Genomic DNA, 24,424 nt, shown 5'->3' on the forward strand with positions numbered 1-24,424 from the left:
GCTCGTTATTTTCCGCTGAGCACACGGCTTGCGACATTGATATATTTCCGCCCGGCTTCGGAAGCCTCCACCAGCGCCTTCTCCATGTTGTTCTCGCCGCGCACGCCGGCAAGCTTGATCAACATCGGCAGGTTGACGCCGGCAATGACTTCGGTATGGCCGCTGCTCATGACTGATATGGCAAGATTGGACGGCGTGCCGCCGAACATGTCGGTCAGGATGACGACGCCATGGCCATCATCGGCACCGGAAACGGCTTCCAGAATATCCTGCCGTCTCTGGTCCATGTCGTCTTCGGGGCCAATACAGACCGTCTCGATAAATTTCTGAGGACCGACGACGTGCTCGACAGCATGACGAAACTCTTCAGCCAGCTTGCCATGAGTGACAAGCACAAGTCCGATCATGATATTACTGCTCCCATAGACGCAAACGGTGGACCCAATATCGCAATGCAGCAATTACGTCCACCGGTGGGGGCACATCTTGGCTATGAAAAGCCGAAGTGCAAGATAAAAATGTGACTATATAAGGCAGATTGACCAATCCGGAAGGCCCTAGCGCCCGATATCCGGCACTTTTGCCATCAGGATCGCAAGGGGTGAGGAAACGCCCGCGAGCAACCGCAATGCGGGAAGCGACAAACCGGCGGCAAGGCTCACCATTTCGCCCTCGGGAGGCACCCGGTTTTCGCCGGTGGCACTGCCCGGAAGCACGGCATAATGCATGGCCGCCCTGGGAATATGCTCCTGATGAACGATACCAGTGCCACGAAGCTCCATCAGCCCGGTGATCGACGGCGGGCACGCGGCAATCACCGCGCCGGCCTCTCCTGAGAGAAGAACTTGGTCGTCGGCGACCAGCGCCGTGAACAGTCCGAGGCGGCGCGCCTCCGTCATGCAGGTGAAGGCCAGCATCGATTTGCCCCAGCCGGAAGGCCCGCTGAACAGCAATCCCGTCTTGCCGACCACGATCGCCGTCGCATGGATGTTGAAAGCTGCCTCGGTCATGCCGCGGTGCCGACTGGCAAAGAGAGGATGAAGCGCGCGCCGAGCACATGCCCGCCTTCGGCATCGGTGATGTTTTCGGCTCTCAGCGAACCGCCATGCGCTTCGGCGATCTGCCGGCTGATCGAAAGGCCGAGCCCCGAATTCTGGCCGAAGCCTTCCGATTCCGGCCGGTCCGTATAGAAGCGCTCGAAGATGCGGTCGATATTTTCCGCCTGGATGCCGGGGCCGTTGTCTTCGATAGTGGTGACGCAGCGCGAACGCGTCCGCACCAGCCGCACGGTAATCTTGCCGCCCTTTTCCGGCACGAAAGAGCGGGCATTCTCGATCAGGTTGGCGATGATCTGGCCGATGCGCAGATCGTGGCCATTGACGACGAAGCGCGTCTTGATGTTCGGCTTGCGCTCGATCGCATATTCGATCTCCACCTGCTTCTTGCTGCTCCTGACCTGGCGCGAAACCTCGATGAGGTCACGCAGCAGCACTTCCATATCGACGGAGCCGGCATCGACGCGTGCGAGTTCGGCATCGAGACGGGAGGCATCTGAGATATCGCTGATCAGCCGGTCGAGGCGGCGGACATCGTGCTGGATGACGTCCATCAGCCGCTTCTTGGAATCGTCGGATCGGGCAAGCGGCAGCGTTTCCACAGCGCTTCGCAGCGAGGTCAGCGGATTCTTGAGCTCGTGGCTGACATCGGCCGCGAAACTCTCGATCGCATCGATGCGGTCGTAGAGCGCCGTCGTCATCTCGCGCAACGCGATGGAAAGGTTGCCGATTTCGTCCTGGCGGGCGGAGAAGTCGGGGATCTCCTCGCGTGCCTTGGCCCCCCGGCGCACGCGGATGGCGGCCGCCGAAAGACGGCGCAGCGGATTGGCGATCGTCGATGAAAGCACCAGCGAAAGCAGCACGTTGACGAGAGTCGCGACGCCGAAGACGCGCATGATGGCAAGCCGCTCGGCATGGACGATATTGTCGATGTCGCCCGCCTGCGTCGACAGCAGCAAAACGCCGAGCACGGCACGGAAACGCTGGATCGGCACGGCGACGGAAACGATGAGCTCGCCTTTCTCGGTGGTACGCACGACCGCGCCGCGCACGCCGGTGAGCGCATTCATCACCTCGGGATAAATCGAGCCGTCGCCGCCCGGCGCTTCCTTATAGAGCGGCAGATTGCCGGGCTGCAGCGCCTTGTTGAACAGGGTGGCGAACCACTCGCTCCAGGTCTGTTTCTCCTCTTCAACAGGCGGTAGGTCGAAGCGCAGCACCTGGCCGCGCGAATAGAGATGGCGCGAATCGAGCAGCAGATTGGCGTCGGCATCGAAGATGCGGGCGCGCGTGCGCGTCGGAGAAATCAGCCGGCGCAGGACGGGCGCGACCTTCTCGGGATCGATCGGGAATTCGAGATCCTCGTCATTCGGCACCGGGGTGATGCTCTGGCCGGCCTGCAACTCGAGCAGTTTCTGCGGATCGATGGTGATCGAGTTGGTATCGACCGAAGCGGAGGCCGAAACGGCGCCGGCAATGATCTCGCCCTGCGTCAGCAGGCTCTCGACGCGGGCGTCGATCAGCCCCTCGCGGAACTGGTTGAGGTAGAGGATGCCGCCGACGAGCACCAGCAGTGCGGCAAGATTGAAGAACAGGATGCGCCGCGTCAGGCTCGAAAAGACGGCATTGCCGAAGATGCGGCGGATCAGGGTGAAGGGATGCGACCAACGCCGGCCTCGGACGCGACGGGTGCTTACGCCCTCCGCATCGTCCAGATCCCTTTCCTGCACCAACTGTGCCAATGACAGGCCCTTTCGAAGGGCGGGGCCGGATGAACCGGCCCGCAGCCCTTAATATTTCCTACAGCGCCGCGCGTCTTTTCAGACGCGCAAAGGACGCTGTAACATTTTGACTGCTGCTGCGCCGCTTGGGCTCAGGCTGCTTCGCGGAAGCGGTATCCCACTCCGTAAAGTGTTTCAATCATATCAAAGTCGGTGTCGACCATCTTGAATTTCTTGCGCAGCCGCTTGATGTGGCTGTCGATGGTTCGGTCGTCGACGTAGACCTGTTCGTCATAGGCCGCGTCCATCAGCGCGTCGCGGCTTTTGACGACGCCGGGGCGCTGCGCCAGCGAATGCAGGATCAGGAATTCGGTCACCGTCAGCGTCACCGCCTCGCCCTTCCAGGTGCAGGTGTGGCGTTCCTGGTCCATGACCAGCTGACCGCGCTCCAGCGAGCGGGCCTGCTGCACCGCGCCGGTCTTCGGCGCGCCGGTGGGGCTGGTGCCGGCGGCGGCGGCTTCACGGCTTGATGCGCGGCGCAGGACGGCGCGCACGCGCTCCACCAGCAGACGCTGCGAAAAAGGCTTGGTGATGAAATCGTCGGCGCCCATCTTCAGACCGAAGAGTTCATCGATCTCCTCGTCCTTGGAGGTGAGGAAGATGACGGGAATATCCGACTTCTGCCGCAGGCGGCGCAGCAGTTCCATGCCATCCATGCGTGGCATCTTGATGTCGAAGATCGCCAGCTGCGGCGGTCGTGCCAGAAGGCCGTCCAGCGCCGAGGCACCGTCCGTATAGGTCTCGACCTTGTATCCTTCGGCCTCCAGCGCGATCGACACCGAGGTGAGGATGTTGCGGTCGTCATCAACGAGCGCGATTGTCGGCATGGTGTTGGTCTCCGTCATCAGTGCGCAATCTCCCGGATTTTGCTCTCCCCAGGCGGTCTCAATGACCGGATGCGCTTATGGAGGATAAAGGTGGAACAAATTGTGGCAAAGATAAAGGGGGAGGATTGTCGTAAAATTCGCAAAGCAATCTCAGGTGGCATATCAAAATAGTTAAACGCAGACTTTTCAAACGATTTAAAATTGAGGGTATAAATTTAAATCGATTAATTATTTGATATCACTGCATTTTCTCAAGTTTTCCATCTTGTGTTTTAAAATTTCTGCCCGTATTTTCGTGCTCAGTTTTAACGGCAACGAGCCTGAGCGAAGGGAACTAGCCATGGAAATGTTCGGAGTTCATAACCCGGCAATAGAGCTGGCAACGGTGGGATTGGGCGGCGCAGCCAGCGTTCGTTACAACTTTTCCGCCGCCGCGCTCTATGAAGAAGCGATCCGCCGGGGCGAAGCCGAACTGACCGCTCAGGGCGCGCTGCGGGCTATCACCGGCCAGCACACGGGCCGTTCGCCGCGCGACAAGTTCGTCGTTCGCGACATCAATACCGATGGCGAAATCTGGTGGGACAACAACAAGCCGATCTCGCCGGAACATTTCGCCTTGTTGCGCGACGATATGCTGGCGCATGCCGCGGGCAAGGAGCTTTTCGTCCAGGACCTCGTCGGCGGCGCCGAGGAAGGCCATGCCCTGCCGACCCGCGTCGTGACCGAGTTCGCCTGGCATTCGCTGTTCATCCGCAATCTGCTGATCCGCCCCGACACCGCAGCGCTGTCCAGCTTCGTCCCGAAGCTGACGATCATCGATCTGCCGAGCTTCAAGGCCGATCCGGCTCGCCACGGCTGCCGTTCGGAAACGGTGATCGCCTGCGATCTCACCAATGGTCTCGTCCTGATCGGCGGCACGTCCTATGCCGGCGAAATGAAGAAATCGGTCTTCACCGTGCTCAACTACCTGCTGCCGGCCAAGGGCGTGATGCCGATGCACTGCTCGGCCAATGTCGGTCCGGACGGTGACGCGGCGGTCTTCTTCGGCCTTTCCGGCACCGGCAAGACGACGCTTTCGGCCGATCCGGCACGGACGCTGATCGGCGATGACGAACACGGCTGGAGCGAAAACGGCATCTTCAACTTCGAAGGCGGCTGCTACGCCAAGACGATCCGCCTCTCGGCTGAAGCCGAGCCGGAAATCTATGCGACGACGCAGCGCTTCGGCACCGTGCTGGAAAACGTCGTGCTGAACGAAAGCCGCGAGCCGGATTTCAACGACGGGTCGCTGACCGAAAACACCCGTTGCGCCTATCCGATGGACTTCATCCCGAACGCTTCGGAAACGGGCCGCGCCGGGCATCCGAAGACGATCATCATGCTGACCGCCGATGCCTTTGGCGTCATGCCACCGATCGCCCGCTTGACGCCTGACCAGGCGATGTATCACTTCCTCTCCGGCTACACCGCCAAGGTGGCCGGCACGGAAAAGGGTGTCGTCGAACCGGAAGCGACCTTCTCCACCTGCTTTGGCGCACCCTTCATGCCGCGGCATCCGGCCGAATATGGCAATCTGCTCAAGGAGCTGATCAGCCGTCATGGTGTCCAATGCTGGCTCGTCAATACCGGCTGGACCGGCGGCGCCTACGGCACCGGCAAGCGTATGCCGATCAAGGCGACGCGCGCACTTCTCGCCGCCGCCCTGACCGGCGAACTTGGACAGGCCGAATTCCGTGCTGACACGAACTTCGGCTTCGCCGTGCCCGTCTCCGTCGACGGCGTCGACAGCAGCATTCTCGATCCGCGCTCGACCTGGGCCGACAAGGCAGCCTATGACGCGCAGGCCGAAAAGCTGGTCTCGATGTTCATTGCGAACTTCGCCAAGTTTGAAAATCATGTCGACGGCGGTGTTCGTGATGCCGCCCCCGGCGTGAAGGTTGCCGCCGAATAAGGCGAACAAGCAATTCCAGCAAAAGTGCGCAGCGGTTTTGCGTCCGGAATTGCGTGAAAACAAAAAGCTAGAGCATTCCGTACTTCCAAGAAGAACGGAATGCCCCAGTCTCTGACTCACGTGAAACCCGGCATCGCAGGATTGCCGGGTTTTTCTTGATCATGGCCGATATTTTCAATTCGCCATTGATGTGAGATAGAACGCCGCATGGCCAGCGACGCGCTCTATATCGATGACAGGATCACCATCGCGGGATGGGAGCTGACGGAACAGTTCGTTCTGGCGGGCGGCCCCGGCGGGCAGAATGTCAACAAGGTCTCGACCGCGGTCCAGCTGTTCTTCAACATCCCGAATTCGCCGTCCCTGAATGATCGTGTCAAAACCAATGCGATCAAGCTGGCCGGCCGGCGCTTGTCGAAGGACGGCGTGCTGATGATCGAGGCGAGCCGGTTTCGCAGCCAGGATCGCAACCGCGAGGATGCGCGCGACCGGCTAAAGGAGCTGATCCTGGAGGCCGCCAAGCCGCCACCGCCGCCACGCAAGAAGACCAAGCCGACCAAGGGTTCGGTCGAACGCCGCCTGAAAGAAAAATCCGGCCGCTCGGAAGTCAAGAAAATGCGCGGCCGCCCCGGCGGTAGTGAATGACATGGTCGCGCTCTTGAACGGCATCCGCCATCTCCCCGGCTATCTCGACCGCGCGCGTCAGGAGGCATTGGTCGAGGTGATCCGCACCATCGTCGCCGAAGCGCCGCTTTACGTGCCCGTCATGCCCGGCACCGGTAAGCCGATGTCGGTGCGCATGACCAATTGCGGGCCGCTCGGTTGGGTGACGGACAAGGAGCGCGGCTATCGCTACCAGCCGACGCATCCGGCAACCGGCAGGCCCTGGCCTGATATGCCGCAGCAATTGCTCGATATCTGGAATGACGTTTCGGGTTGCGACAAGCTGCCGGAAGCCTGCCTCGTCAATTTCTACTCCGACGAAGCCCGCATGGGCCTGCATCAGGACAAGGACGAACAGGATCTCAAGGCCCCGGTCGTCTCGATCTCGCTCGGCAACAGCTGCCTCTTTCGTGTCGGCGGCCTCAGCCGCAATGATCCTACGCTGTCTTTCAAACTTTCAAGCGGTGATCTGGTGGTGCTGGGCGGCGAGGGGAGGCTTTGTTTCCACGGCGTCGACCGTATCCATCCGGCGACTTCGACGCTGCTGAAGAATGGCGGCCGCATCAATCTGACGCTGCGCTACGTCAATCCCTGAAATAGAGACGTCGCTATAGTTTTCGCAGCGCGACCTGTTCGATCAGGTGATCCTTGCCCTTTTTCAGGATGAGATCGGCGCGCGGACGCGTCGGCAGAATGTTCTGGCGCAAGTTTTTCAGGTTGATGTTTGCCCAGAGATCCTCGGCGATTTCGAGCGCTTCCGCGTCGCTGATCGAGGCATAGCGATGGAAATAGGAATTCGGATCGCGGAAGGCGGTCTCGCGCAGCCGCATGAAGCGCGTGACATACCAGTTGTGAATCTCGTCTTCCGCGGCATCGATATAGATCGAGAAGTCGAAGAAGTCGGAGACCATCGGCACGATCCTGCCGCCGGCAGGCAGGTCGCGCGACTGCAGCACGTTGATGCCCTCAAAGATCAGGATGTCGGGTCGGTCGACGATCTTGTATTCGTCCGGCAGCACGTCGTAGACGAGGTGCGAATAGCTGGGCGCCTTCACATCCGGCTGTCCGGCCTTGATGGCCGAGAGGAAGCGCAGGATCGCAGCCGTGTCGTAGCTTTCCGGAAAGCCCTTGCGCTGCATCAGCTTTTCCCGCTGCAGCACGGCGTTCGGATGAAGGAAGCCGTCGGTGGTGACGAGATCGACCTTCGGACTGGAGGGCCAGCGCCCCAGAAGCTCCTTGAGGATGCGGGCGGTGGTCGATTTTCCCACAGCGACCGAGCCGGCGATGCCGATGACGAAAGGCGTCTTCGTCACATCGGACAGGCTGAGGAAGCGGTTGCGCTGTTCGAACAGCATCTGCGAGGATTCGACATGCGCCGACAGCAGCCGTGACAGCGACAGATAGATGCGCCGGACCTCGTCGAGATCGATCGGATCGCCCATCGAACGCAGCCGTTTGACCTCGTCGCTCGTCAGCGTCAACGGCGTGTCGGCGCGGAATTTCGCCCATTGTTCGGAAGAGAAGAAGTGGTAGGGGGAATAGGATTCCGACTGGAAATGATCCAACGTTTCCGGCACCCCGATAATCTCAGTCGCGATACTCATGAACTCTGCCGGCTGGCCTTTTCCTTGAGGCCGGACTGCGCGGTTCTGCGCTCGAGCTCGGCCATGACATTCTCTAACGGTATTTCAGCAATCTTCAATACGACCAATAGGTGATAGAGCACATCGGCAGCCTCATAGGTCAGATTGTCGCGGTCGCCCGTCACCGCCGCCATCACGGCTTCGATCGCTTCTTCGCCGAGCTTCTTTGCCGCTTTCGGCTGGCCGGCGGCCACGAGCTTGGCGGTCCAGGATTGCTCCGGCGAGGCTTTCGATCGCTCTTCGACGATGCTCTCGAGATCGGAAAGGGAAAATCCGCTCATAGGTCCGCTTTCAAGGTTCAGTCGAGACGCATGTCAATGCCGCACTTCGACATATAGTGCTTTGCCTCGCTGACGGAATAGGTGCCGAAGTGGAAGATCGACGCGGCGAGGACGGCATTGGCATGGCCCTCCTTTACCCCGGCGACGAGATCGTCGAGATCGCCGACGCCGCCGGAGGCGATGACAGGCACACGCACTGCATCGGCGATCGCCCGCGTCAGTTCCAGATCGTAGCCGACCTTGGTGCCGTCGCGGTCCATCGAGGTGACCAGCAGCTCGCCGGCGCCGCGCGCCACCATCTTCTGGGCGAATTCGACGGCATCGATGCCGGTCGCGTTGCGGCCGCCATGGGTATAGATTTCCCAGGCGCTGAGATTGTCGCCGCCGACCGCCTGGGTGCGCCGGCGCTTGGCGTCGATCGAGACGACGATGCACTGGTCGCCGAACTTGTCGGCCGCCTCAGTGACAAAGTCGGGATTGCTGACGGCCGCCGAATTGATCGAGACCTTGTCGGCACCGCACAGCAGCAGCTTGCGGATATCGGCGATAGTACGCACCCCGCCGCCGACCGTCAGCGGCATGAAGCATTGGTCGGCCGTGCGCGACACGACATCGAAGATCGTCTCGCGATTGTCCGAGGAAGCGGTGATGTCGAGGAAACAGAGTTCGTCGGCACCGGCCGCATCATAGGCCTTCGCGGCTTCGACGGGATCGCCGGCATCAACGAGGTTGAGGAAGTTGACGCCCTTGACGACGCGGCCGTCCTTGACGTCGAGGCAGGGGATGACACGGGCCTTGAGGGTCATTACGCGGTCTCCTTGGTCCGGGCCGCCTTGATCAGCGCCAGCGCTTCCTTGGGGTCGATACGGCCATCATAAAGCGCACGGCCGGAAATCGCCCCTTCCAGCTTTCGCGCATCGGGCTCCAGCATGCGCATGACATCGTCGAGAGAGGCAAGGCCGCCCGAGGCGATGACGGGAATGGAAACGGCGTCGGCAAGTTCCAGCGTCGAGGTCCAGTTGATGCCGGCCAGGATGCCGTCACGGTCGATATCGGTGTAGATGATCGCGGCGACGCCGGCCCCCTCGAATTTTCTGGCGAGCTCGATGATACCGAGTTCGGAGGCCTCCGCCCAACCCTCGACGGCCACCTTGCCGCCCTTGGCATCGATGCCAACGGCGACATGACCAGGAAATTTCCGGCAGGCCTCGATGACCAGCGCCGGATTTCTGACCGCCACGGTGCCGAGAATGACGCGTCGCAGCCCGCGCGACAGCCAGGCCTCGATATGATCGAGCGTGCGAATGCCGCCGCCGAGCTGCACCGGATTGTCAGTTGCCTTGAGGATCGCTTCGACGGCATCGCCATTGGCCGAATGTCCCGCGAAGGCGCCGTCGAGATCGACCACATGCAGCCATTCGAAACCCTGATCTTCGAAGGATCTCGCCTGGGCGGACGGATCGGTGTTGTAGACCGTCGCCTGCTGCATGTCGCCGAGCTTCAGGCGGACGCATTGGCCGCCTTTCAGGTCGATCGCGGGAAAAAGGATCATGTCGTCTTACGTCCGTAGAGTGGTCGGTACCATCAGCGCATTCCACGCATCTACGATATCCGAGCGGAAAAAGACAGCGGCAATGGTAGCCGCGCCGAAAAGCAGAAGAAGCAGCAGGATGACGGCAAAGCCGGCCCGGACCTGACGCCAGAAGCCCAGGCGCCTCTTGATCGATTTCTCGATGTTTCGCACCTGGCGCAGCGCATCGTTGTTGACGGCAGTGAGCCGGATCTGCGGCTCCATCGCCTCGACATAGGTTTCGGCATAACTCGAAAGGATCTGCGAGGCGCGGTCGCGCAGCGTATTGCGCAGGTCGGTCGAGAGATAATTGCTGTTGACGGCGGCAAGTTCGGCCTCATCGGGCGAACGGCCTGCATTTCGCTTGCGATGGCTGAGAACAAAATCGCGCTTTTGACGCTCGTAGAGTGCGTAGGCGAGCAGGCCGATCAGATCGTCCTCACCTTCGATATAGAATTCCAGCACGGCCTCGGCGATGTCGCTGGCGCTGACCCCGTTTTGCCGCCGGCTCGCACTGTCGTTTGCGGGGAACGATTCATGGATCATCGGTCCAGCCTTTCTTTCAACGCCTTGGCTGCATTGGAAAGCGCTTGTGTGGATGGCTTCGTCGACACGGCGGATGATCGTGCCGCCGGGAAGCTTTATATCAGAAAAGGCAGGCAAGCCTTCCCTGGAGGGCCGCAACGTGTAGAACACCTTGCCTGATTTCCGTGAAGCCGGCATCGAGTGCGCTCCTGTTCCGCCGTTTCCATACAGAGGAAATAAGGCGGCTGTATTAAAAGCCAGCCCTTGGAGCAATTCCAGCAAAACTGCACAGCGATTTTGCGTCCGGAATTGCGTGAACTATGGGTTCCAGCGCAGGAAATTGCCGATCAGGGCTAGGCCGAGCTTCTGGCTCTTTTCCGGATGAAACTGTGCGCCGACCATGTTGTCGCGCCCGACGAAAGCGGTCATCGGTCCGCCATAGTCGGCCGTCGCAATGACATCCTCGGCGTTTTCGGCAGCAAGATGGTAGGAATGCACGAAATAAGCATGTAGCCCCTGCGACCCTGTCGGAATTCCCTCGAAGAGCGGATGTTCGCGCTTCAGGTCGAGCGTGTTCCAGCCGATCTGCGGGATCTTCAGCGCGGGATCGTCAGGCGTCATCTCGACGACGTCACCGGGAATCCAGTTAAAGCCGTGCGTCACGGTTTTCTCAAGGCCGCGCGAGGACATGAGCTGCATGCCGACGCAAATGCCGAAGAACGGCCGCGCCTTCTTCTCGACAGCCTCGATCAACACCTCGGCCATCCCAGGCACGGCATCGAGGCCGCGCCGGCAATCGGCATAGGCGCCGACACCGGGAAGCACGATACGATCGGCCGCGGCAACATCCTCCGCCCGGTCGGTAAGATCGATATGGGCATCGATGCCCGCCTCGCGGGCGGCACGCTCGAAAGCCTTGGTCGCCGAGCGCAGGTTACCGGAGCCATAGTCGATAATCGCGACGCGCATCGTCAGCGTCCTCCATCAAAACCAAAGAGACCAAGCGATGTGCCGTGGCCGCGCGGGCTGTTCGGACGGGCCCTGTTCTGCCAGTCCGGTGCCGCGGCGTCGTCGCTATCCGCGATTACAGCCCTGTCCGAGAAATAGACCTGCTCTGCAATGCCGATCGTATCGGCCGCAATGAGTGCGTCTTCGTTCCAGCCCTTGGCGGCAAGCTTGCGGACACGGAAATTCTGGCCCTCGAGACCGACCAGCATATTCACGCCCAGGAGGATTGCCGCTCCCGCCGGCCCGAGGCCCGGTTCGTCCATCAGCGCACCACCAATCCCCTGCAGCAGAAACGCGGCGGCGGCGTGCAGCCAAAGCCGATGCGCCAACAGCCACGCCCATGGAAACAGGAAGCCGAGCAGCGTGAAGCCGTCGCGGATGGTTCGCGTCTCGTCGGCCGTGGCGCTCGTGCTGCCGGGCGGTGTCAGGAAGATATAGCTGGATGTCATTGTCGCCGCTCCCTCTAAGGGCTCAGACGAGCGTGCCCTTGGTCGAGGGAACACGGCCCGCCTGTCTCGGATCGATCTCTGTCGCCGTGCGCAATGCGCGGGCAACGGCCTTGAAGCATGTCTCGGCAATATGGTGGTTGTTGGCACCATAATGGTTGAGAATATGCAAGGTGATGCCGGCATTCTGGGCGAGCGCATGGAAGAATTCGCGAACGAGTTCGGTGTCGAAAGTGCCGATCTTCGGCGCGCAGAAGGCGACGTTCCAGACGAGGAACGGCCGACCGGAAAGATCGACAGCAGCCTTGGTCATCGTCTCGTCCATGGCGAGATCGATCGAGGCGTAGCGGGTGATGCCGCGCCGGTCGCCGAGCGCCTTGGAGATCGCCTGGCCGATGGCGATGCCCGTATCTTCGACCGTATGGTGGTCGTCGATATGCAGGTCGCCCTTGGCATCGATCTCCATGTCGATGAGGGAGTGTCGCGAAAGCTGGTCGAGCATATGGTCGAAGAAGCCGACGCCCGTCGAAATCGTCGATTTGCCGGTGCCGTCGAGATTGACGGAAACGGAAATCGAGGTTTCGTTGGTCTTGCGGGAAACGCTGCCCGTGCGGCTTGCTGCGGTCTCGGCCATATGGCCCTCCATCGGGAATAAGGCCGTTCCTTATCAGGCGCATCGGGAAATATCCAGAAGCCGGGCAAGAGAAAAGCCGGCCCATTTGCAATCTGCCTCGGCCCACTTACATAGGGCTCAACAAGGCCGGTGTGCGGCTTAGATCCGGATGATCTCAGGCCCTTCGGCCTAAGATCTGAATCCGGATCTAAATTGAAGAAATAGAGCATGATGTCGTCCGAAAACCGCTTCACACTTTTCGGCATCATGCTCTAGCGTAACGGCCCGCGTCATGGGCGGACAGGTGTTTTATGACAACAATCATTACAGTTCGAAAAGGCGGCAAGGTAGTGATGGCGGGCGACGGCCAGGTGAGCCTCGGCCAGACCGTCATGAAGGGCAATGCCCGCAAGGTGCGCCGTATCGGCAAGGGCGAAGTCGTCGCCGGTTTCGCCGGCGCCACTGCCGATGCCTTTACCCTGCTCGAAAGGCTCGAAAAGAAGCTTGAGCAATATCCCGGTCAATTGATGCGTGCCGCCGTCGAGCTCGCCAAGGACTGGCGCACCGACAAATACCTGCGTAATCTCGAAGCCATGATGCTCGTCGCCGACAAGTCGATCACGCTGGCGATCACCGGCAACGGCGACGTCCTGGAGCCTGAGCATGGCACGACGGCGATCGGTTCGGGCGGCAATTTTGCCTTGGCCGCCGCCCGTGCGCTTATGGATACTGACAAATCGGCCGAAGAGATTGCTCGCCGCGCCCTCGATATCGCAGCCGACATCTGCGTCTACACGAACCACAATATCGTGGTGGAATCCTTGGATGTTGAAGGCTGAACCCCATGCCTTCTGGCCGCTTGGCCTAGACGAACAGGCCTTCGAGGACTTGGCGAAACAACGACGAATTACGGCCGGGCGCTGCTAATGGCCCTGGACCGCCAGGAGAATAACACCCAATGACGACCTTTTCCCCCCGCGAGATCGTTTCCGAACTCGACCGCTACATCATCGGCCAGCATGATGCCAAACGCGCCGTCGCAATTGCGCTGCGCAACCGCTGGCGCCGCCAGCAGCTCGACCCGAGCCTGCGCGATGAAGTCATGCCGAAGAACATCCTGATGATCGGCCCGACCGGTGTCGGCAAGACCGAGATCTCCCGCCGCCTGGCAAAACTTGCCGGAGCACCCTTCATCAAGGTGGAAGCCACCAAGTTCACCGAAGTCGGCTATGTTGGCCGCGATGTTGAGCAGATCATCCGCGATCTGGTCGAGGTCGGCATCGGTCTGGTGCGCGAGAAGAAGCGGGCCGAGGTGCAGGCCAAGGCGCATGTGAGCGCCGAGGAGCGTGTTCTCGATGCGCTGGTCGGCACCACCGCTTCGCCCGCCACCCGCGAAAACTTCCGCAAGAAGCTGAGAGATGGCGAGCTCGACGACAAGGAAATCGATATCGAGGTGGCCGATGCCGGTTCCGGCATGGGTGGCTTTGAAATTCCTGGCATGCCGGGCGCCAATATCGGCGTGCTGAACCTGTCGGAAATGTTCGGCAAGGCGATGGGCGGCCGCACCAAGAAGGTCCGCACCACAGTCAAGGCCTCCTACAGCGACCTGATCCGCGACGAATCCGACAAGTTGATCGACAACGAAGTGATCCAGCGCGAAGCCGTTCGCTCCACCGAGAATGACGGCATCGTCTTCCTCGACGAAATCGACAAGATCGCCGCCCGCGACGGTGGCATGGGCGCCGGCGTTTCGCGCGAAGGCGTCCAGCGCGACCTCTTGCCGCTCGTTGAAGGCACGACGGTTTCGACCAAGTACGGACCGGTGAAGACAGACCACATCCTCTTCATCGCCTCCGGCGCCTTCCATGTCTCCAAGCCCTCGGATCTTTTGCCGGAGCTGCAGGGCCGCCTGCCGATCCGTGTCGAATTGCGTCCGCTGAACAAGGATGATTTCCGTCGAATCCTGACCGAGACGGAAGCGAGCCTTATCCGTCAGTACCGCGCACTAATGGAAACCGAAAGCCTGAGCCTCGAATTCACCGACGACGCGATCGACGCGCTTGCCGATGTCGCCGTGCATCTGAACTCCTCCGTCGAAAACATCGGCGCACGCCGTCTGCAGACGGTCATGGAGCGGGTGCTCGACGATATTTCCTATAACGCGCCGGATCGGGGCGGGACGGCCGTGACGATCGATGCCGCCTATGTGCGCGAGCATGTCGGCGATCTCGCACAGAACACCGACTTGTCGCGCTTCATTCTGTGATATCGGCGCACCGGTTCATGTCTTTCCCGGTATGAAAGCCGGATTGTGACGAACTCGACTCTCGACAGCGGGCCTTTTACTTTCTAGTGAAGGCCCGTTTTGTTTTCTGCTCCGGCTTTATTCGGCCAAGATTCTGGTCCAGGCAGCCGCATCGCAAACAGGACGATGGAACGGACGGGATAACGGATCGTGCGACGCCTTTTGACAAGCCTTATGATTGCCGTTGCCCTGGTGAATTCGGCGCCTGCCTTCGCAATGCAGACGGTGCCGGCGGGCAATCGTCACGCTGAGCAGCCCGATATTCCGGGCGCTTCCATCAGGCGCACCAAGGGCACCAAGAGCAGCTTCGATCTGAAATACGAAAAGGTTCATGAGCTTCTGGCGACCGATCGCGAGCTAATGGGCAAGATCCGCAAGATCTCCAGCGCCTACGGCATCAATCCCATCCATGTCGTCGGCGCGATCGTCGGCGAGCACACCTATAATGTCGACGCCTATGACCGGCTGCAGGCCTATTATGTCAAGGCGGCCTCCTATGCCGGAGAAAGCTTCCGCTTCGCCTATGACGGCGAAAGCGTCGACGAATTCGTGGCGCGGCCGCAATTTTCCGAATGCAAAGGCAAGAGCGATTCCTACACGCTCTGGTCCTGCCGCGAAGATGTCTGGGAAAGCGATTTCCGCGGCAAGACGTTAGGCGGCAAGAGTTTCCCCAACAACCGCTTCAGCGCGGTCTTCTTCCAGCCTTTCTACGCCGGCCAGACCTTCGGCCTCGGCCAGGTCAATCCGCTGACGGCACTGATGCTCTCCGATCTCGTGACCCGCGTGTCGGGTTATCCGAAGCTGAATGAGAAGGATGCCGGCGCCGTCTACAAGGCAATCATGGATCCCGATATCTCGCTCGCCTTCGTCGCGGCCTCGATCCGCAGGTCGATCGACGACTACAAGGAGATCGCCGGCATGGATATCTCGGGCAATCCCGGCCTGACGGCGACGCTTTATAATGTCGGCAATTCGCGCCAGCGCGCCGCAGCACTTGCTGCGAAGAACCGGGGCGCCGGTACGACCGTCTGGCCGGAAGAAAATTATTACGGCTGGCTGATCAACGACAAGCTGGACGAACTTAAGGGCCTGCTCTAGCTTCAAGCTTGCCGGGAAGCTTAGATCTTCCCCGAAAGGCTTTTACGATGGACATGCGTCCGGACCCCTTCGTTCCGCCAGCACCGCTGCCGCGTACCGTACCGCCGAGCCGGCTGGAAATCATTCGCATCATCCTGCGCAATCCGCTCGAACTTTGGGGCGAGCCGTCCTACACGCTTCCCTGGATCCGTACCAATTTCTTCGGGCAGAGGACGCTGATCGTCAACGATCCCGGCCTTATCAAACATGTGCTGGTCGACAATGCCAATAATTACCGCATGTCGGATGTGCGCCAACTCGTCTTGCGTCCGATCCTCCGCGACGGCCTTCTGACCGCCGAAGGTTCGGTCTGGAAAAGATCGCGCAAGGCGGTGGCGCCTGTCTTCACGCCTCGCCACGCCCAAGGCTTCGCCGGGCAGATGCTGCGCCAGTCCGAAGACTATGTCCGTAAATATGAGAGCGCAGACGAGGCAGGCGCAATTTTCGATATCAGCACCGACATGACCGAGCTGACCTTCGCGATTCTCGCCGATACGTTGTTCTCCGGTGAAATCGTCACCTCGAGCGGCCATTTCGCCGACGATGTCAATGAACTCCTGCATCGCATGGGCCGCGTCGATCCGATGGATCTGATGCGCGCTCCGTCTTGGGTTCCACGTGTGACACGCATCGGCGGTCAGAAAGTGCTGGAGAAATTCCGCGCCATCGTGCGCAACACGATGGATATGCGGCTCGCAAAGATGAAGGCGAATCGCAGCACCGCGCCCGAGGATTTCCTGACCCTGCTCCTGGAACAGGCCGGCCCTGAGGGGCTGACGAAGGAGGAGATCGAAGACAATATTCTGACCTTCATCGGCGCCGGGCATGAGACCACAGCCCGGGCATTGGCCTGGACGCTGTATTGCGTATCAAACAGCCCGCATATCCGCGAAGCGATGGAAGAAGAAATCGACGCGGTGCTTGCCACCGGGGCTGAATCCGTGGAATGGCTGGATATGATGCCGCAGACGCGCGCCGCCTTTGAGGAGGCTTTGCGCCTCTATCCGCCGGCGCCATCCATCAATCGCGCCGCCATATCGAATGATTCCTGGACAAGCCCCAAGGGCGAGCAGGTCGAGATCGAGGCCGGTGTCACGGTGCTGATCATGCCCTGGACGTTGCATCGCCACGAACTTCACTGGGACAGGCCACGTGCCTATATGCCCGAACGCTTCCTGCCGGAAAATCGCGGCTCGATCGGCCGTTTCCAGTTCCTGCCTTTCGGCGCCGGTCCGCGTGTCTGCATCGGTGCAACATTTGCACTTCAGGAGGCGGTGATCGCCCTTGCCGTCCTGATGCATCGCTATCGTTTCGATTCCACCGATCAGACCAACCCCTGGCCGGTGCAGAAGCTGACGACGCAGCCGCAGAACGGCCTGCCGATGCGCGTGACACCGCGCATAATTTCCACGAAGGCATAAATCTTTCGAATTATTGCAGAATTGACTGTGAATGAAAGCCGGGCAAAGTGGCAGCATTCAAAGTCGTTGCCAGGGAGAATGTCGCATGAGCCGCGTTGATAAGAACGGTCTTGCCATCGAAACCGTCCTTCATGATTTCCTCGTCAAGGAGGTGCTGCAGGGTCTGGCGGTCGATGCAGACAAGTTCTTTGCCGATTTTTCGGCGACCGTCCACGATCTCGCCCCGAAAAATCGTGCGCTGCTGGCAAAACGCGACGACCTGCAGGTGAAGATCGACGAGTGGTATCGCCGGCATGGCGTCCCGGCGGATATGGACGACTACCAGTCCTTCCTCCGCGAAATCGGCTATCTCCTGCCGGAAGGCTCGGACTTTCAGGTTTCGACCCAAAATGTCGATCCGGAGATCGCCTCGATCGCCGGCCCGCAGCTCGTCGTTCCCGTCATGAACGCCCGCTATGCTCTGAACGCCGCCAATGCCCGCTGGGGCTCGCTCTACGATGCGCTCTACGGCACGGACGCGATTCCCGAGAGCGACGGCGCCGAGAAGGGTAAGGGCTACAATCCGAAACGCGGCGAGAAGGTCATAGCCTGGGTGCGCGATTTCCTCGATACATCAGTGCCGTTGCAGGACTGCCGCTGGAAGGATGTCGGAAGCTTCGCCGTCAAGGATGGAGCGCTGGTCGTCAGATCGATCGATGGCGAGCAGGCAATGCTGACGGACGACAAACATTTTGCCGGCTATCGTGGTGACGCCGCCGCTCCCACGCATATTCTTCTGAAGAACAATGGTATTCACATCGAAATCGTCATCGATGCGACGACGACGATCGGAAAGGCCGATCCGGCCGATATTTCCGATGTCTGGCTGGAGTCGGCAATCACGACAATCATGGACTGCGAGGATTCGATTGCCGCTGTCGATGCCGAGGACAAGGTCGTCGTCTATCGCAACTGGCTCGGCCTGATGAAGGGCGACCTGCAGGAAGAGGTGGCAAAGGGCGGAACAAGCTTCATCCGCAAGCTCAACCCGGATCTGCAATATTCCGGTCCTGACGGCACCTCCTTCGAGGTGCATCGCCGCTCGCTGATGCTGGTGCGCAATGTCGGCCACCTCATGACCAATCCGGCGATCCTCGACCGCGACGGCAACGAAGTGCCTGAAGGCATCATGGATGCTGTGATCACCGGCTTGATCGCGCTTTACGATATTGGCCCGGCCGGCAGGAAGAAGAATTCCCGCACCGGCTCCATGTATGTGGTCAAGCCGAAGATGCATGGGCCCGAAGAGGTCGCCTTCGCCGTCGAAATCTTCTCGCGCGTCGAAGATGCGCTTGGCCTGCCGCGCAATACCATCAAGATGGGCATTATGGATGAGGAACGCCGCACGACCGTCAACCTCAAGGAATGCATCCGCTCTGCCCGCGAGCGCGTCGTCTTCATCAATACCGGCTTCCTCGATCGGACCGGTGACGAGATCCACACCTCGATGGAAGCCGGTCCGATGATTCGCAAGGGCGACATGCGTCAGGCGGCCTGGATTTCCGCTTATGAGAACTGGAACGTCGACATCGGCCTCGAATGCGGTCTTTCCGGCCACGCCCAGATCGGCAAGGGTATGTGGGCGATGCCCGATCTGATGGCAGCGATGCTTGAACAGAAGATCGCCCACCCGAAGGCTGGCGCCAACACCGCCTGGGTGCCGTCGCCGACGGCCGCAACCCTGCATGCCACCCATTATCACCGGGTCAATGTCGCCCGTGTTCAACAGGGACTGAAGGACCGCGCTCGCGCCAAGCTCTCCGACATTCTCTCCGTGCCGGTTGCGGTGCGGCCGAACTGGACGCCGGAGGAAATCCAGCGCGAGCTCGATAACAATGCCCAGGGCATCCTCGGCTACGTCGTGCGCTGGGTCGATCAGGGTGTCGGCTGCTCGAAGGTGCCCGACATCAACAATGTCGGCCTGATGGAAGATCGCGCGACGCTGCGCATTTCGGCCCAGCACATGGCGAACTGGTTGCATCACAAGGTCGTCACCGAAGCTCAGATCGTCGAGACGATGAAACGCATGGCCGCCGTCGTCGACGGGCAGAATGCGTCGGATATCGCCTATCAGCCGATGGCCGGCAATTTCGACAATTCGATCGCCTTCCAGGCTGCCCTCGATCTCGTCCTGAAGGGTAGGGAGCAGCCGAACGGTTACACCGAGCCGGTGCTTCACCGCCGTCGCCTCGAGCTCAAGGCGAAACAGGCCGCCTGATGGCGTGAGGGAGGATGCGAAAAGGCCGCCGGGACGACAGTCCGGCGGCCTTTTTTATACCGAATTCGGCAATTAGCTTACTGGATGACGACGACCTTGGACGTGCCCTTGCCGGGACGGACGCGGCTGTACAGGTCGATGACATCCTGGTTCATCAGGCGAATGCAGCCCGAGGAAGCGGCGGTGCCAATCGAGGCCCATTCCGGCGTGCCGTGCAGGCGGAAGAGCGTGTCCTTGCCGTCTTCGTTGAAGAGATACATGGCGCGTGCGCCGAGAGGATTGGTAAGGCCCGGGCCCATGCCGTCTTCGACGTACTTGGCGAGATCAGGCCGACGGACGGCCATTTCCTTTGGCGGGTGCCAGTTCGGCCATTCCTGCTTCCAGGCGACGTAGGCGGTGCCGGCCCATGCGAAGCCCTGCTTACCGACGCCGATGCCGTAGCGCATCGCCTTGCCGTTGGCCAGGATGTAATAGAGGAAGCGTTCGCGCGTGTTGACAATAATCGTACCGGGGCGCTCGGTGGTCTCGTAGCTGACGACCTGGCGGCGGAACTGCGGCTTGACCCTATCAATCGGGATCGCCGGCAGGGAGTATCCGGCATCCTTCGTCACGCCGTAGGCGTCATTGAAGATCTGTGCTGTCTGTACCGTTGGGCCTGCGCCCTTGTCGTCGACGGATGCGCTGTCTGATGTCGTGGAGCAACCGGCCAGAGCGAGCGTCGCCAGCAGGCCACATACAGGGAATGCATTGCAGATGCGCATGGATGACTCTTGAAGTTTTGGGGCAAGGAGAACGGTCTTTCGACCATCGTTGATTATGGTTTATTTTCGATTAACTTGCGCTTTGCAAGGCTACTGCAGCGCGACAAATCCATCTGCCGCGCAAATTAGAAGCGCATGGTTTTTTTGCAACAACACGCCAGCCCCTCTGATGGTTATCCATGACGATTTTGAGCGTTTACAATAACAATCCGTTAATCGATGGCCGGCAATCGGACAGGGCCATGATGGTACGGCGCGGAACGCAGATATTGCTGCATGAAATGCGCCACGCCGTGCTGCCCGAACTGCCGCTAGCCAGCGGCCGCCGCGCCGATCTGATCACTCTTTCGGACAAGGGCGAGGTCTGGATCATCGAAATCAAGACGTCGATCGAGGATTTCAGGGTCGATCGCAAATGGCCGGAATATAAGCTGCATTGCGACCGTCTATTCTTTGCGACTCACAAGGATGTGCCGCTGGAGATCTTTCCCGAGGAATGCGGACTGTTCCTGTCGGATGGTTATGGCGCCCATATGATTCGCGAGGCGCCGGAACACCGCATGGCGCCGGCCACGCGCAAATCCGTCACGCTCAACTTCTCGCGTGCCGCCGCCCAAAGGCTGATGATGGCCGAATGGGCGAGCGGAAAACCGTTCACTGTGGACGACGTCTGATTATAAGCGCGCGACGTGTTCGGCTATTTCGGCGCGCGTTTGGCAAGGATGCGCTGCAGCGTCCGCCGGTGCATGTTGAGCCGGCGCGCCGTTTCGGAAACATTGCGCTCGCACATTTCATAGACCCGCTGGATGTGTTCCCAGCGCACGCGGTCGGCCGACATCGGATTTTCGGGAAGCTCAGCCTTTTCGCCCGGCCGCTGTGTCAGCGCCGAAAACACGTCGTCGGCATCTGCAGGCTTTGCAAGATAATCGACGGCGCCGAGCTTCACGGCCGTTACCGCCGTTGCGATATTGCCGTAGCCGGTCAGCACGATGATCCTGGTGTCGTCGCGCCGCTGACGGATCGCCTCGATGACGTCGAGCCCATTGCCGTCGCCGAGCCGAAGGTCGACCACCGCATATTTCGGCGGCCTGCCTTTCGATTTCGCAACGCCCTCCGCCACTGATTCGGCCGTCTCCACCTGGAAGCCGCGCGTCTCCATCGCCCGGGCCAGGCGGCGCAGGAACGGCCCGTCGTCGTCGACGATCAGTAGGCTGGCGTCGGGACCGATATGATCCTCATCCGACGCGGCGAAATTGTCATGATTCTGTTCTGTCATCGTCTCGGTCCCGGCGGTTGAGCGCCCGATCTGCGTCAACCGCTATCTCCTGTTTATGCCGACAAAGTCATTTTGTCGAATTTGCGTCGATCAGCATGCGCGGCCATTCGATTCGAATACGCGCGCCCGCACTTTCCGGATCGCGGTTCTCGAAAACCAGCGATGCGCCGGAGCGCTCCAGCAGCGTCTTGGCGATGAAAAGTCCAAGCCCGAGGCCGCCCGCCGTATCCTCCTTCTGCCGCTTGGTCACATAGGGTTCGCCGATCCGCGTCAGAATGTCAGGCGCATAACCGTTGCCATCGTCCTCGATGACGATCAGCACTTTGTCGTGATCGTGCTCGACAGTAACGATCACTTTCTCCCGCGCATAATCGACGGCGTTTTCGATCAGGTTGCCGAGCCCGTACATGATGCCGGCATTGCGGTCGGTGACCGGCTCACCCTTGCGCGGGCTCTTTTCGATGAGCTCGAGAGCGATACCGAATTCCCGGTGCGGGGCGACGATCTCCTCGATCATCGACGAAAGCGGCAGGCGGCGCATATGCGCCTCGCCTTCGGAGGAAAGCGTCGTCAGCCGCCGCAGGATGTCACGGCAGCGTTCGCTCTGGCTGCGCAGCAGCATCACGTCCTCGCGGAAACGATCGTCGTTCTTGAGTTCCCGCTCCATTTCCTTGGCGACGACGCTGATCGTCGCAAGCGGCGTACCGAGCTCATGGGCGGCCGCAGCCGCCAGGCCGTCGAGCTGCGACAGATGCTTTTCCCGCTGCAGCACCAGTTCGGTCGCAGCCAGCGCATCGGCAAGCTGGCTCGCTTCCATCGAGACCCGATAGGCATAAAAGGCGGCAAATGCCATCGTCGAGGCAATCGAGCACCAGACACCGAACTGCATGACGTTGTGCACGTTGATCTCGACCCCGTCGAACCAGGGCAGCGGAAAGGGCGAAAAGGCAAGCACCGTGATGCAGACCATCGCAAAGCCGATCAGCGCGGTGCTGTAGCGGATCGGCTGCGAGGCAAAGGAGATGATGACGGGCACGCAGACGAGCGCCGCGAAAGGATTGGCAAGGCCACCGGTGATGAAGAGCAGAGCGCAGAGCTGCAAGAGATCGAAGCCGAGCAGCGCAAAGGCGGCTGGCGGTTCCAGCCGATGGGTCGGTGGATAGCGGATCGTCAGGTAGAAGTTCACCCAGGCAAGGGCGGCGATCAACGAAGAGCTGGCAATCAACGGCAGAGGAAATTTCAGCCAGAAGGCGACGATAAAAACCGTCAGCGCCTGTCCGCCGACGGCAAGCCAGCGCAGCCGCACCAATGTCTGCAGACGCAGCCTGCGGCTGTTGTGCCGGTCATCCAGCGTATAGCCTTCCGTGTTGTCGATCATGCTAGGCTTGTCGATCATGCCGGGGGCTCCTTGAATGGCCCTCATGTACCACGCGGTTTTGCCCGTGTCGTCGGCAACGCATCCTCCGGCCGCTCCGGCCAGGGATGCCGGGGATAGCGGCCGCGCATATCAGCCCGCACATCCCTCCACGAGCCGGCCCAGAAGCCCGGCAGGTCGCGTGTCGTCTGGATCGGCCGGTGCGCCGGCGAGGTGAGCTCGAGCAGCAGCGGCAGGCGGCCACCGGCAATGGCTGGATGCTGCTTCAGTCCAAACAGCTCCTGTACGCGGATCGTCAGCACCGGCTCCTCACCCTCATACTGGATCGAATGCCTTTGGCCGGTCGGCGCTTCGAAATGCGTTGGCGCAAGCCGGCTAAGGTCGCGCTGCAATTCGTGCGGTACCAGCGCTATCAGCCCGTTCGAAAGGCCGGCTGCGGAAATCTCGGAAAGGCCGCGGGCCTCGGTCTGAAAGGGTGCGAACCACTCGTCCAGCCGGGAAAGCAGGGCGCTGTCGCTGACATCAGGCCAGGGCTCGCCGATCGTCCGATGAAGGAATCCGATCCGCTCGCGAAGCTGCACGGCCTCTTTCGAGAAGGCAAGCTGATCGAGCCCCAGCTCGCGTACTCCCTCCACCAGTGCCTGGGTGACTGCTGCCCCGGAAGGTCGTGGCAACGGCGTCTCTTCGAAGACGATCGCGCCGAGTCGGGTTGCCCGCCGCGCTCTGACTTGCCGGCTCTGTCGGTCGAAGAATATCTGGTCCCCGGTTTTGATTTCGCCGGGTAACTCGGCTTCGATGTCGCCGCGTGTCACCTCGGCAGCTGCCAGAATCCGCGCCTGGGCTGCCCGTCCGGTCAGGTCGGCAATCACCAGCATCTGGCTGCCGGCCAGCCTCTCGGTTTCCGGTAGCTCCGCTCCACGCCCGTTCGCCATTACGAATCGCCCGCGCCCGCCGCGCTGAAGTGCGATTCGATCTGGGAACGCATGCAGCAGCAGTTGGCCTGCAAGCGCCGGCGCCGTTGAGGCAACGCTGTCGAGACCGCTTGCCAGCCGTCCTGCCAGCCGCCTTGAAGCCTCCGCTCTCTCGCCCCGCTCGGCCTTGAAGCGTCGCAGCCGCTCCTCGATATCGATACTCGTTCCGCCAAGCCCCTGCTCGGTGAGAAGCACGGCGATCATCGCCGCATCCCGTGCGTGTCCCGCTTCTCCGGCCGAGACGACCATGGCGGCAAGCCGCGGCGGCAAAGCCAGATCGCGCATGACCTTGCCCCGCGCTGTCAGCGCTCCGTCCTTGTCGAGCGCTCCGAGCTGGCCAAGCAGAACCCGCGCCTCCCTCAGCGTCGTTTCCGGCGGCTGATCGACGAAGGCAAGCGATGCAGGATCTTGGACGCCCCAATGCGCGAGGTCGAGCACCAGCCCCGAGAGATCGCTGGAAAGGATCTGCGGCGGTGTGAAGGCCGGCAATGCCGCCGTCTGTCCCTGGTGCCACAGCCTGACCGCGATGCCCGGCTCCGTTCGTCCGGCACGACCCGC

25 protein-coding genes and 2 pseudogenes (1 of these 27 only partly in view) are annotated in these 24,424 nt (G+C 60.8%); 10 read left to right on the top strand and 17 right to left on the bottom strand.

Going from position 1 to position 24,424, the window contains the following annotated elements; translation table 11 throughout:
- Positions 1 to 5 precede the first annotated feature (5 nt).
- The 4 genes from U5G49_RS22080 to U5G49_RS22095 all read right to left on the bottom strand — a co-directional run bounded on the left by U5G49_RS22080 (position 6) and on the right by U5G49_RS22095 (position 3,663).
- Positions 6 to 407, bottom strand: coding sequence for a PTS sugar transporter subunit IIA (locus tag U5G49_RS22080; RefSeq protein ID WP_003544139.1), 402 nt, complete (start codon positions 405 to 407; stop codon positions 6 to 8).
- A gap of 150 nt (positions 408 to 557) precedes the next feature.
- A complete protein-coding gene (locus U5G49_RS22085; protein ID WP_018448427.1) occupies positions 558 to 1,010 on the bottom strand; it encodes an HPr kinase/phosphorylase in 453 nt (150 codons plus the stop codon).
- Complete coding sequence (locus U5G49_RS22090; RefSeq protein ID WP_018244185.1) at positions 1,007 to 2,797, bottom strand: sensor histidine kinase; 1,791 nt, start codon at positions 2,795 to 2,797, stop codon at positions 1,007 to 1,009. Before U5G49_RS22090 ends, U5G49_RS22085 begins: the two co-directional genes overlap by 4 nt.
- A 131-nt stretch (positions 2,798 to 2,928) precedes the next feature.
- Positions 2,929 to 3,663, bottom strand: coding sequence for a response regulator transcription factor (locus U5G49_RS22095; protein WP_003544146.1), 735 nt, complete (start codon positions 3,661 to 3,663; stop codon positions 2,929 to 2,931).
- Between the two features lie 340 nt (positions 3,664 to 4,003).
- Between U5G49_RS22095 and U5G49_RS22100 the strand changes: the two genes are divergently transcribed.
- From U5G49_RS22100 to U5G49_RS22110, 3 genes are all read left to right on the top strand, one after another.
- A complete protein-coding gene (locus tag U5G49_RS22100) occupies positions 4,004 to 5,614 on the top strand; it encodes a phosphoenolpyruvate carboxykinase (RefSeq protein WP_018244186.1) in 1,611 nt (536 codons plus the stop codon).
- A 207-nt stretch (positions 5,615 to 5,821) separates the two neighbouring features.
- Positions 5,822 to 6,259 carry an alternative ribosome rescue aminoacyl-tRNA hydrolase ArfB gene (gene arfB, locus U5G49_RS22105; RefSeq protein WP_018244187.1) on the top strand — a complete coding sequence of 146 codons (438 nt, stop codon included), beginning with the start codon at positions 5,822 to 5,824 and terminating at the stop codon, positions 6,257 to 6,259.
- A 1-nt stretch (position 6,260) separates the two neighbouring features.
- Complete coding sequence (locus tag U5G49_RS22110) at positions 6,261 to 6,872, top strand: alpha-ketoglutarate-dependent dioxygenase AlkB (RefSeq protein ID WP_193444507.1); 612 nt, start codon at positions 6,261 to 6,263, stop codon at positions 6,870 to 6,872.
- A gap of 13 nt (positions 6,873 to 6,885) precedes the next feature.
- Here the strand turns inward: U5G49_RS22110 and coaA are convergent, their stop codons facing one another.
- The 9 genes and pseudogenes from coaA to hisB all read right to left on the bottom strand — a co-directional run bounded on the left by coaA (position 6,886) and on the right by hisB (position 12,384).
- The gene (coaA, locus tag U5G49_RS22115) at positions 6,886 to 7,881 is read right to left on the bottom strand and encodes a type I pantothenate kinase (RefSeq protein WP_018244189.1); all 996 of its coding nucleotides are present in this window, start codon (positions 7,879 to 7,881) and stop codon (positions 6,886 to 6,888) included.
- Positions 7,878 to 8,201, bottom strand: a complete 324-nt coding sequence (locus U5G49_RS22120; protein WP_017995608.1) for a phosphoribosyl-ATP diphosphatase — start codon at positions 8,199 to 8,201, stop codon at positions 7,878 to 7,880. The genes coaA and U5G49_RS22120 overlap by 4 nt, the downstream gene beginning before the upstream one ends.
- A 17-nt stretch (positions 8,202 to 8,218) precedes the next feature.
- Complete coding sequence (gene hisF / locus U5G49_RS22125; RefSeq protein ID WP_011649867.1) at positions 8,219 to 9,007, bottom strand: imidazole glycerol phosphate synthase subunit HisF; 789 nt, start codon at positions 9,005 to 9,007, stop codon at positions 8,219 to 8,221.
- Complete coding sequence (gene hisA / locus U5G49_RS22130; RefSeq protein ID WP_193444506.1) at positions 9,007 to 9,753, bottom strand: 1-(5-phosphoribosyl)-5-[(5-phosphoribosylamino)methylideneamino]imidazole-4-carboxamide isomerase; 747 nt, start codon at positions 9,751 to 9,753, stop codon at positions 9,007 to 9,009. The genes hisF and hisA overlap by 1 nt, the downstream gene beginning before the upstream one ends.
- 6 nt (positions 9,754 to 9,759) lie before the next feature.
- Complete coding sequence (locus tag U5G49_RS22135; RefSeq protein ID WP_018244191.1) at positions 9,760 to 10,317, bottom strand: hypothetical protein; 558 nt, start codon at positions 10,315 to 10,317, stop codon at positions 9,760 to 9,762.
- Positions 10,314 to 10,494 (bottom strand): annotated as a pseudogene (locus tag U5G49_RS22140) (hypothetical protein). The gene U5G49_RS22135 and the pseudogene U5G49_RS22140 overlap by 4 nt, the downstream one beginning before the upstream one ends.
- A 120-nt stretch (positions 10,495 to 10,614) precedes the next feature.
- Positions 10,615 to 11,265: an imidazole glycerol phosphate synthase subunit HisH gene (hisH, locus tag U5G49_RS22145; RefSeq protein ID WP_018244193.1), complete on the bottom strand. Its 651-nt coding sequence runs from the start codon at positions 11,263 to 11,265 to the stop codon at positions 10,615 to 10,617.
- Between the two features lie 2 nt (positions 11,266 to 11,267).
- Positions 11,268 to 11,753, bottom strand: coding sequence for a DUF2628 domain-containing protein (locus U5G49_RS22150; protein WP_018244194.1), 486 nt, complete (start codon positions 11,751 to 11,753; stop codon positions 11,268 to 11,270).
- Between the two features lie 22 nt (positions 11,754 to 11,775).
- The gene (gene hisB, locus U5G49_RS22155; protein WP_017962665.1) at positions 11,776 to 12,384 is read right to left on the bottom strand and encodes an imidazoleglycerol-phosphate dehydratase HisB; all 609 of its coding nucleotides are present in this window, start codon (positions 12,382 to 12,384) and stop codon (positions 11,776 to 11,778) included.
- 290 nt (positions 12,385 to 12,674) lie between these two features.
- Here hisB and hslV point away from each other — a divergent pair, with 290 nt between their 5' ends.
- The 6 genes and pseudogenes from hslV (at position 12,675) to U5G49_RS22185 (ending at position 19,483) form a co-directional block, all read left to right on the top strand.
- Entirely contained in the window at positions 12,675 to 13,202 is a 528-nt protein-coding gene (gene hslV, locus U5G49_RS22160; protein WP_018244195.1) for an ATP-dependent protease subunit HslV, read from the top strand.
- Positions 13,203 to 13,232: 30 nt separating this feature from the next.
- Positions 13,233 to 13,325: pseudogene (locus U5G49_RS22165) on the top strand (GNAT family N-acetyltransferase); the annotation flags it as partial.
- Positions 13,322 to 14,629, top strand: coding sequence for an ATP-dependent protease ATPase subunit HslU (gene hslU, locus U5G49_RS22170; protein WP_011649875.1), 1,308 nt, complete (start codon positions 13,322 to 13,324; stop codon positions 14,627 to 14,629). The pseudogene U5G49_RS22165 and the gene hslU, both read left to right, overlap by 4 nt.
- 189 nt (positions 14,630 to 14,818) lie before the next feature.
- Positions 14,819 to 15,766 (top strand): DUF1402 family protein, encoded by a 948-nt coding sequence (locus U5G49_RS22175; protein WP_018244196.1) that lies wholly within the window; start codon positions 14,819 to 14,821, stop codon positions 15,764 to 15,766.
- Between the two features lie 47 nt (positions 15,767 to 15,813).
- The gene (locus U5G49_RS22180) at positions 15,814 to 17,226 is read left to right on the top strand and encodes a cytochrome P450 (RefSeq protein WP_028734075.1); all 1,413 of its coding nucleotides are present in this window, start codon (positions 15,814 to 15,816) and stop codon (positions 17,224 to 17,226) included.
- An 85-nt stretch (positions 17,227 to 17,311) separates the two neighbouring features.
- Complete coding sequence (locus tag U5G49_RS22185) at positions 17,312 to 19,483, top strand: malate synthase G (protein ID WP_193444505.1); 2,172 nt, start codon at positions 17,312 to 17,314, stop codon at positions 19,481 to 19,483.
- Between the two features lie 77 nt (positions 19,484 to 19,560).
- Here U5G49_RS22185 and U5G49_RS22190 read toward each other — a convergent pair whose 3' ends face one another.
- Entirely contained in the window at positions 19,561 to 20,244 is a 684-nt protein-coding gene (locus tag U5G49_RS22190) for a L,D-transpeptidase (protein WP_193444504.1), read from the bottom strand.
- 179 nt (positions 20,245 to 20,423) lie between these two features.
- On the opposite strand from U5G49_RS22190, the gene U5G49_RS22195 reads away from it, so the two are divergent.
- Complete coding sequence (locus U5G49_RS22195; protein WP_018244200.1) at positions 20,424 to 20,918, top strand: MmcB family DNA repair protein; 495 nt, start codon at positions 20,424 to 20,426, stop codon at positions 20,916 to 20,918.
- A 23-nt stretch (positions 20,919 to 20,941) separates the two neighbouring features.
- On the opposite strand, the gene U5G49_RS22200 is transcribed toward U5G49_RS22195, so the two are convergent.
- From U5G49_RS22200 to hrpB, 3 genes are all read right to left on the bottom strand, one after another.
- Positions 20,942 to 21,520, bottom strand: coding sequence for an ActR/PrrA/RegA family redox response regulator transcription factor (locus U5G49_RS22200; RefSeq protein WP_025396545.1), 579 nt, complete (start codon positions 21,518 to 21,520; stop codon positions 20,942 to 20,944).
- A gap of 67 nt (positions 21,521 to 21,587) precedes the next feature.
- Positions 21,588 to 22,916, bottom strand: a complete 1,329-nt coding sequence (locus tag U5G49_RS22205; RefSeq protein WP_376770323.1) for an ActS/PrrB/RegB family redox-sensitive histidine kinase — start codon at positions 22,914 to 22,916, stop codon at positions 21,588 to 21,590.
- 23 nt (positions 22,917 to 22,939) lie between these two features.
- Positions 22,940 to 24,424, bottom strand: partial view of an ATP-dependent helicase HrpB gene (gene hrpB, locus U5G49_RS22210; protein ID WP_193444503.1) — the 3' portion only. 981 nt of this gene lie beyond the right edge of the window; only the last 1,485 of its 2,466 coding nucleotides appear in the window; its start codon lies beyond the right edge, outside the window — the gene reads right to left on this strand; it ends in the stop codon at positions 22,940 to 22,942.

Origin of the sequence: Rhizobium indigoferae, assembly GCF_034554815.1 — a bacterium.
In the GTDB taxonomy this organism is placed as follows: domain Bacteria; phylum Pseudomonadota; class Alphaproteobacteria; order Rhizobiales; family Rhizobiaceae; genus Rhizobium; species Rhizobium leguminosarum.

Bases quoted from the DNA above. Each gene is read 5' to 3' on its own strand.
- U5G49_RS22080 (WP_003544139.1), bottom strand. From the start codon at position 407: ATGATCGGACTTGTGCTTGTCACTCATGGCAAGCTGGCTGAAGAGTTT.
- U5G49_RS22085 (WP_018448427.1), bottom strand. From the start codon at position 1,010: ATGACCGAGGCAGCTTTCAACATCCATGCGACGGCGATCGTGGTCGGC.
- U5G49_RS22095 (WP_003544146.1), bottom strand. From the start codon at position 3,663: ATGCCGACAATCGCGCTCGTTGATGACGACCGCAACATCCTCACCTCG.
- U5G49_RS22100 (WP_018244186.1), top strand. From the start codon at position 4,004: ATGGAAATGTTCGGAGTTCATAACCCGGCAATAGAGCTGGCAACGGTG.
- arfB (WP_018244187.1), top strand. From the start codon at position 5,822: ATGGCCAGCGACGCGCTCTATATCGATGACAGGATCACCATCGCGGGA.
- U5G49_RS22110 (WP_193444507.1), top strand. From the start codon at position 6,261: ATGGTCGCGCTCTTGAACGGCATCCGCCATCTCCCCGGCTATCTCGAC.
- coaA (WP_018244189.1), bottom strand. From the start codon at position 7,881: ATGAGTATCGCGACTGAGATTATCGGGGTGCCGGAAACGTTGGATCAT.
- U5G49_RS22120 (WP_017995608.1), bottom strand. From the start codon at position 8,201: ATGAGCGGATTTTCCCTTTCCGATCTCGAGAGCATCGTCGAAGAGCGA.
- hisF (WP_011649867.1), bottom strand. From the start codon at position 9,007: ATGACCCTCAAGGCCCGTGTCATCCCCTGCCTCGACGTCAAGGACGGC.
- hisA (WP_193444506.1), bottom strand. From the start codon at position 9,753: ATGATCCTTTTTCCCGCGATCGACCTGAAAGGCGGCCAATGCGTCCGC.
- U5G49_RS22135 (WP_018244191.1), bottom strand. From the start codon at position 10,317: ATGATCCATGAATCGTTCCCCGCAAACGACAGTGCGAGCCGGCGGCAA.
- hisH (WP_018244193.1), bottom strand. From the start codon at position 11,265: ATGCGCGTCGCGATTATCGACTATGGCTCCGGTAACCTGCGCTCGGCG.
- U5G49_RS22150 (WP_018244194.1), bottom strand. From the start codon at position 11,753: ATGACATCCAGCTATATCTTCCTGACACCGCCCGGCAGCACGAGCGCC.
- hisB (WP_017962665.1), bottom strand. From the start codon at position 12,384: ATGGCCGAGACCGCAGCAAGCCGCACGGGCAGCGTTTCCCGCAAGACC.
- hslV (WP_018244195.1), top strand. From the start codon at position 12,675: ATGACAACAATCATTACAGTTCGAAAAGGCGGCAAGGTAGTGATGGCG.
- hslU (WP_011649875.1), top strand. From the start codon at position 13,322: ATGACGACCTTTTCCCCCCGCGAGATCGTTTCCGAACTCGACCGCTAC.
- U5G49_RS22180 (WP_028734075.1), top strand. From the start codon at position 15,814: ATGGACATGCGTCCGGACCCCTTCGTTCCGCCAGCACCGCTGCCGCGT.
- U5G49_RS22185 (WP_193444505.1), top strand. From the start codon at position 17,312: ATGAGCCGCGTTGATAAGAACGGTCTTGCCATCGAAACCGTCCTTCAT.
- U5G49_RS22190 (WP_193444504.1), bottom strand. From the start codon at position 20,244: ATGCGCATCTGCAATGCATTCCCTGTATGTGGCCTGCTGGCGACGCTC.
- U5G49_RS22195 (WP_018244200.1), top strand. From the start codon at position 20,424: ATGACGATTTTGAGCGTTTACAATAACAATCCGTTAATCGATGGCCGG.
- U5G49_RS22200 (WP_025396545.1), bottom strand. From the start codon at position 21,520: ATGACAGAACAGAATCATGACAATTTCGCCGCGTCGGATGAGGATCAT.
- U5G49_RS22205 (WP_376770323.1), bottom strand. From the start codon at position 22,916: ATGATCGACAAGCCTAGCATGATCGACAACACGGAAGGCTATACGCTG.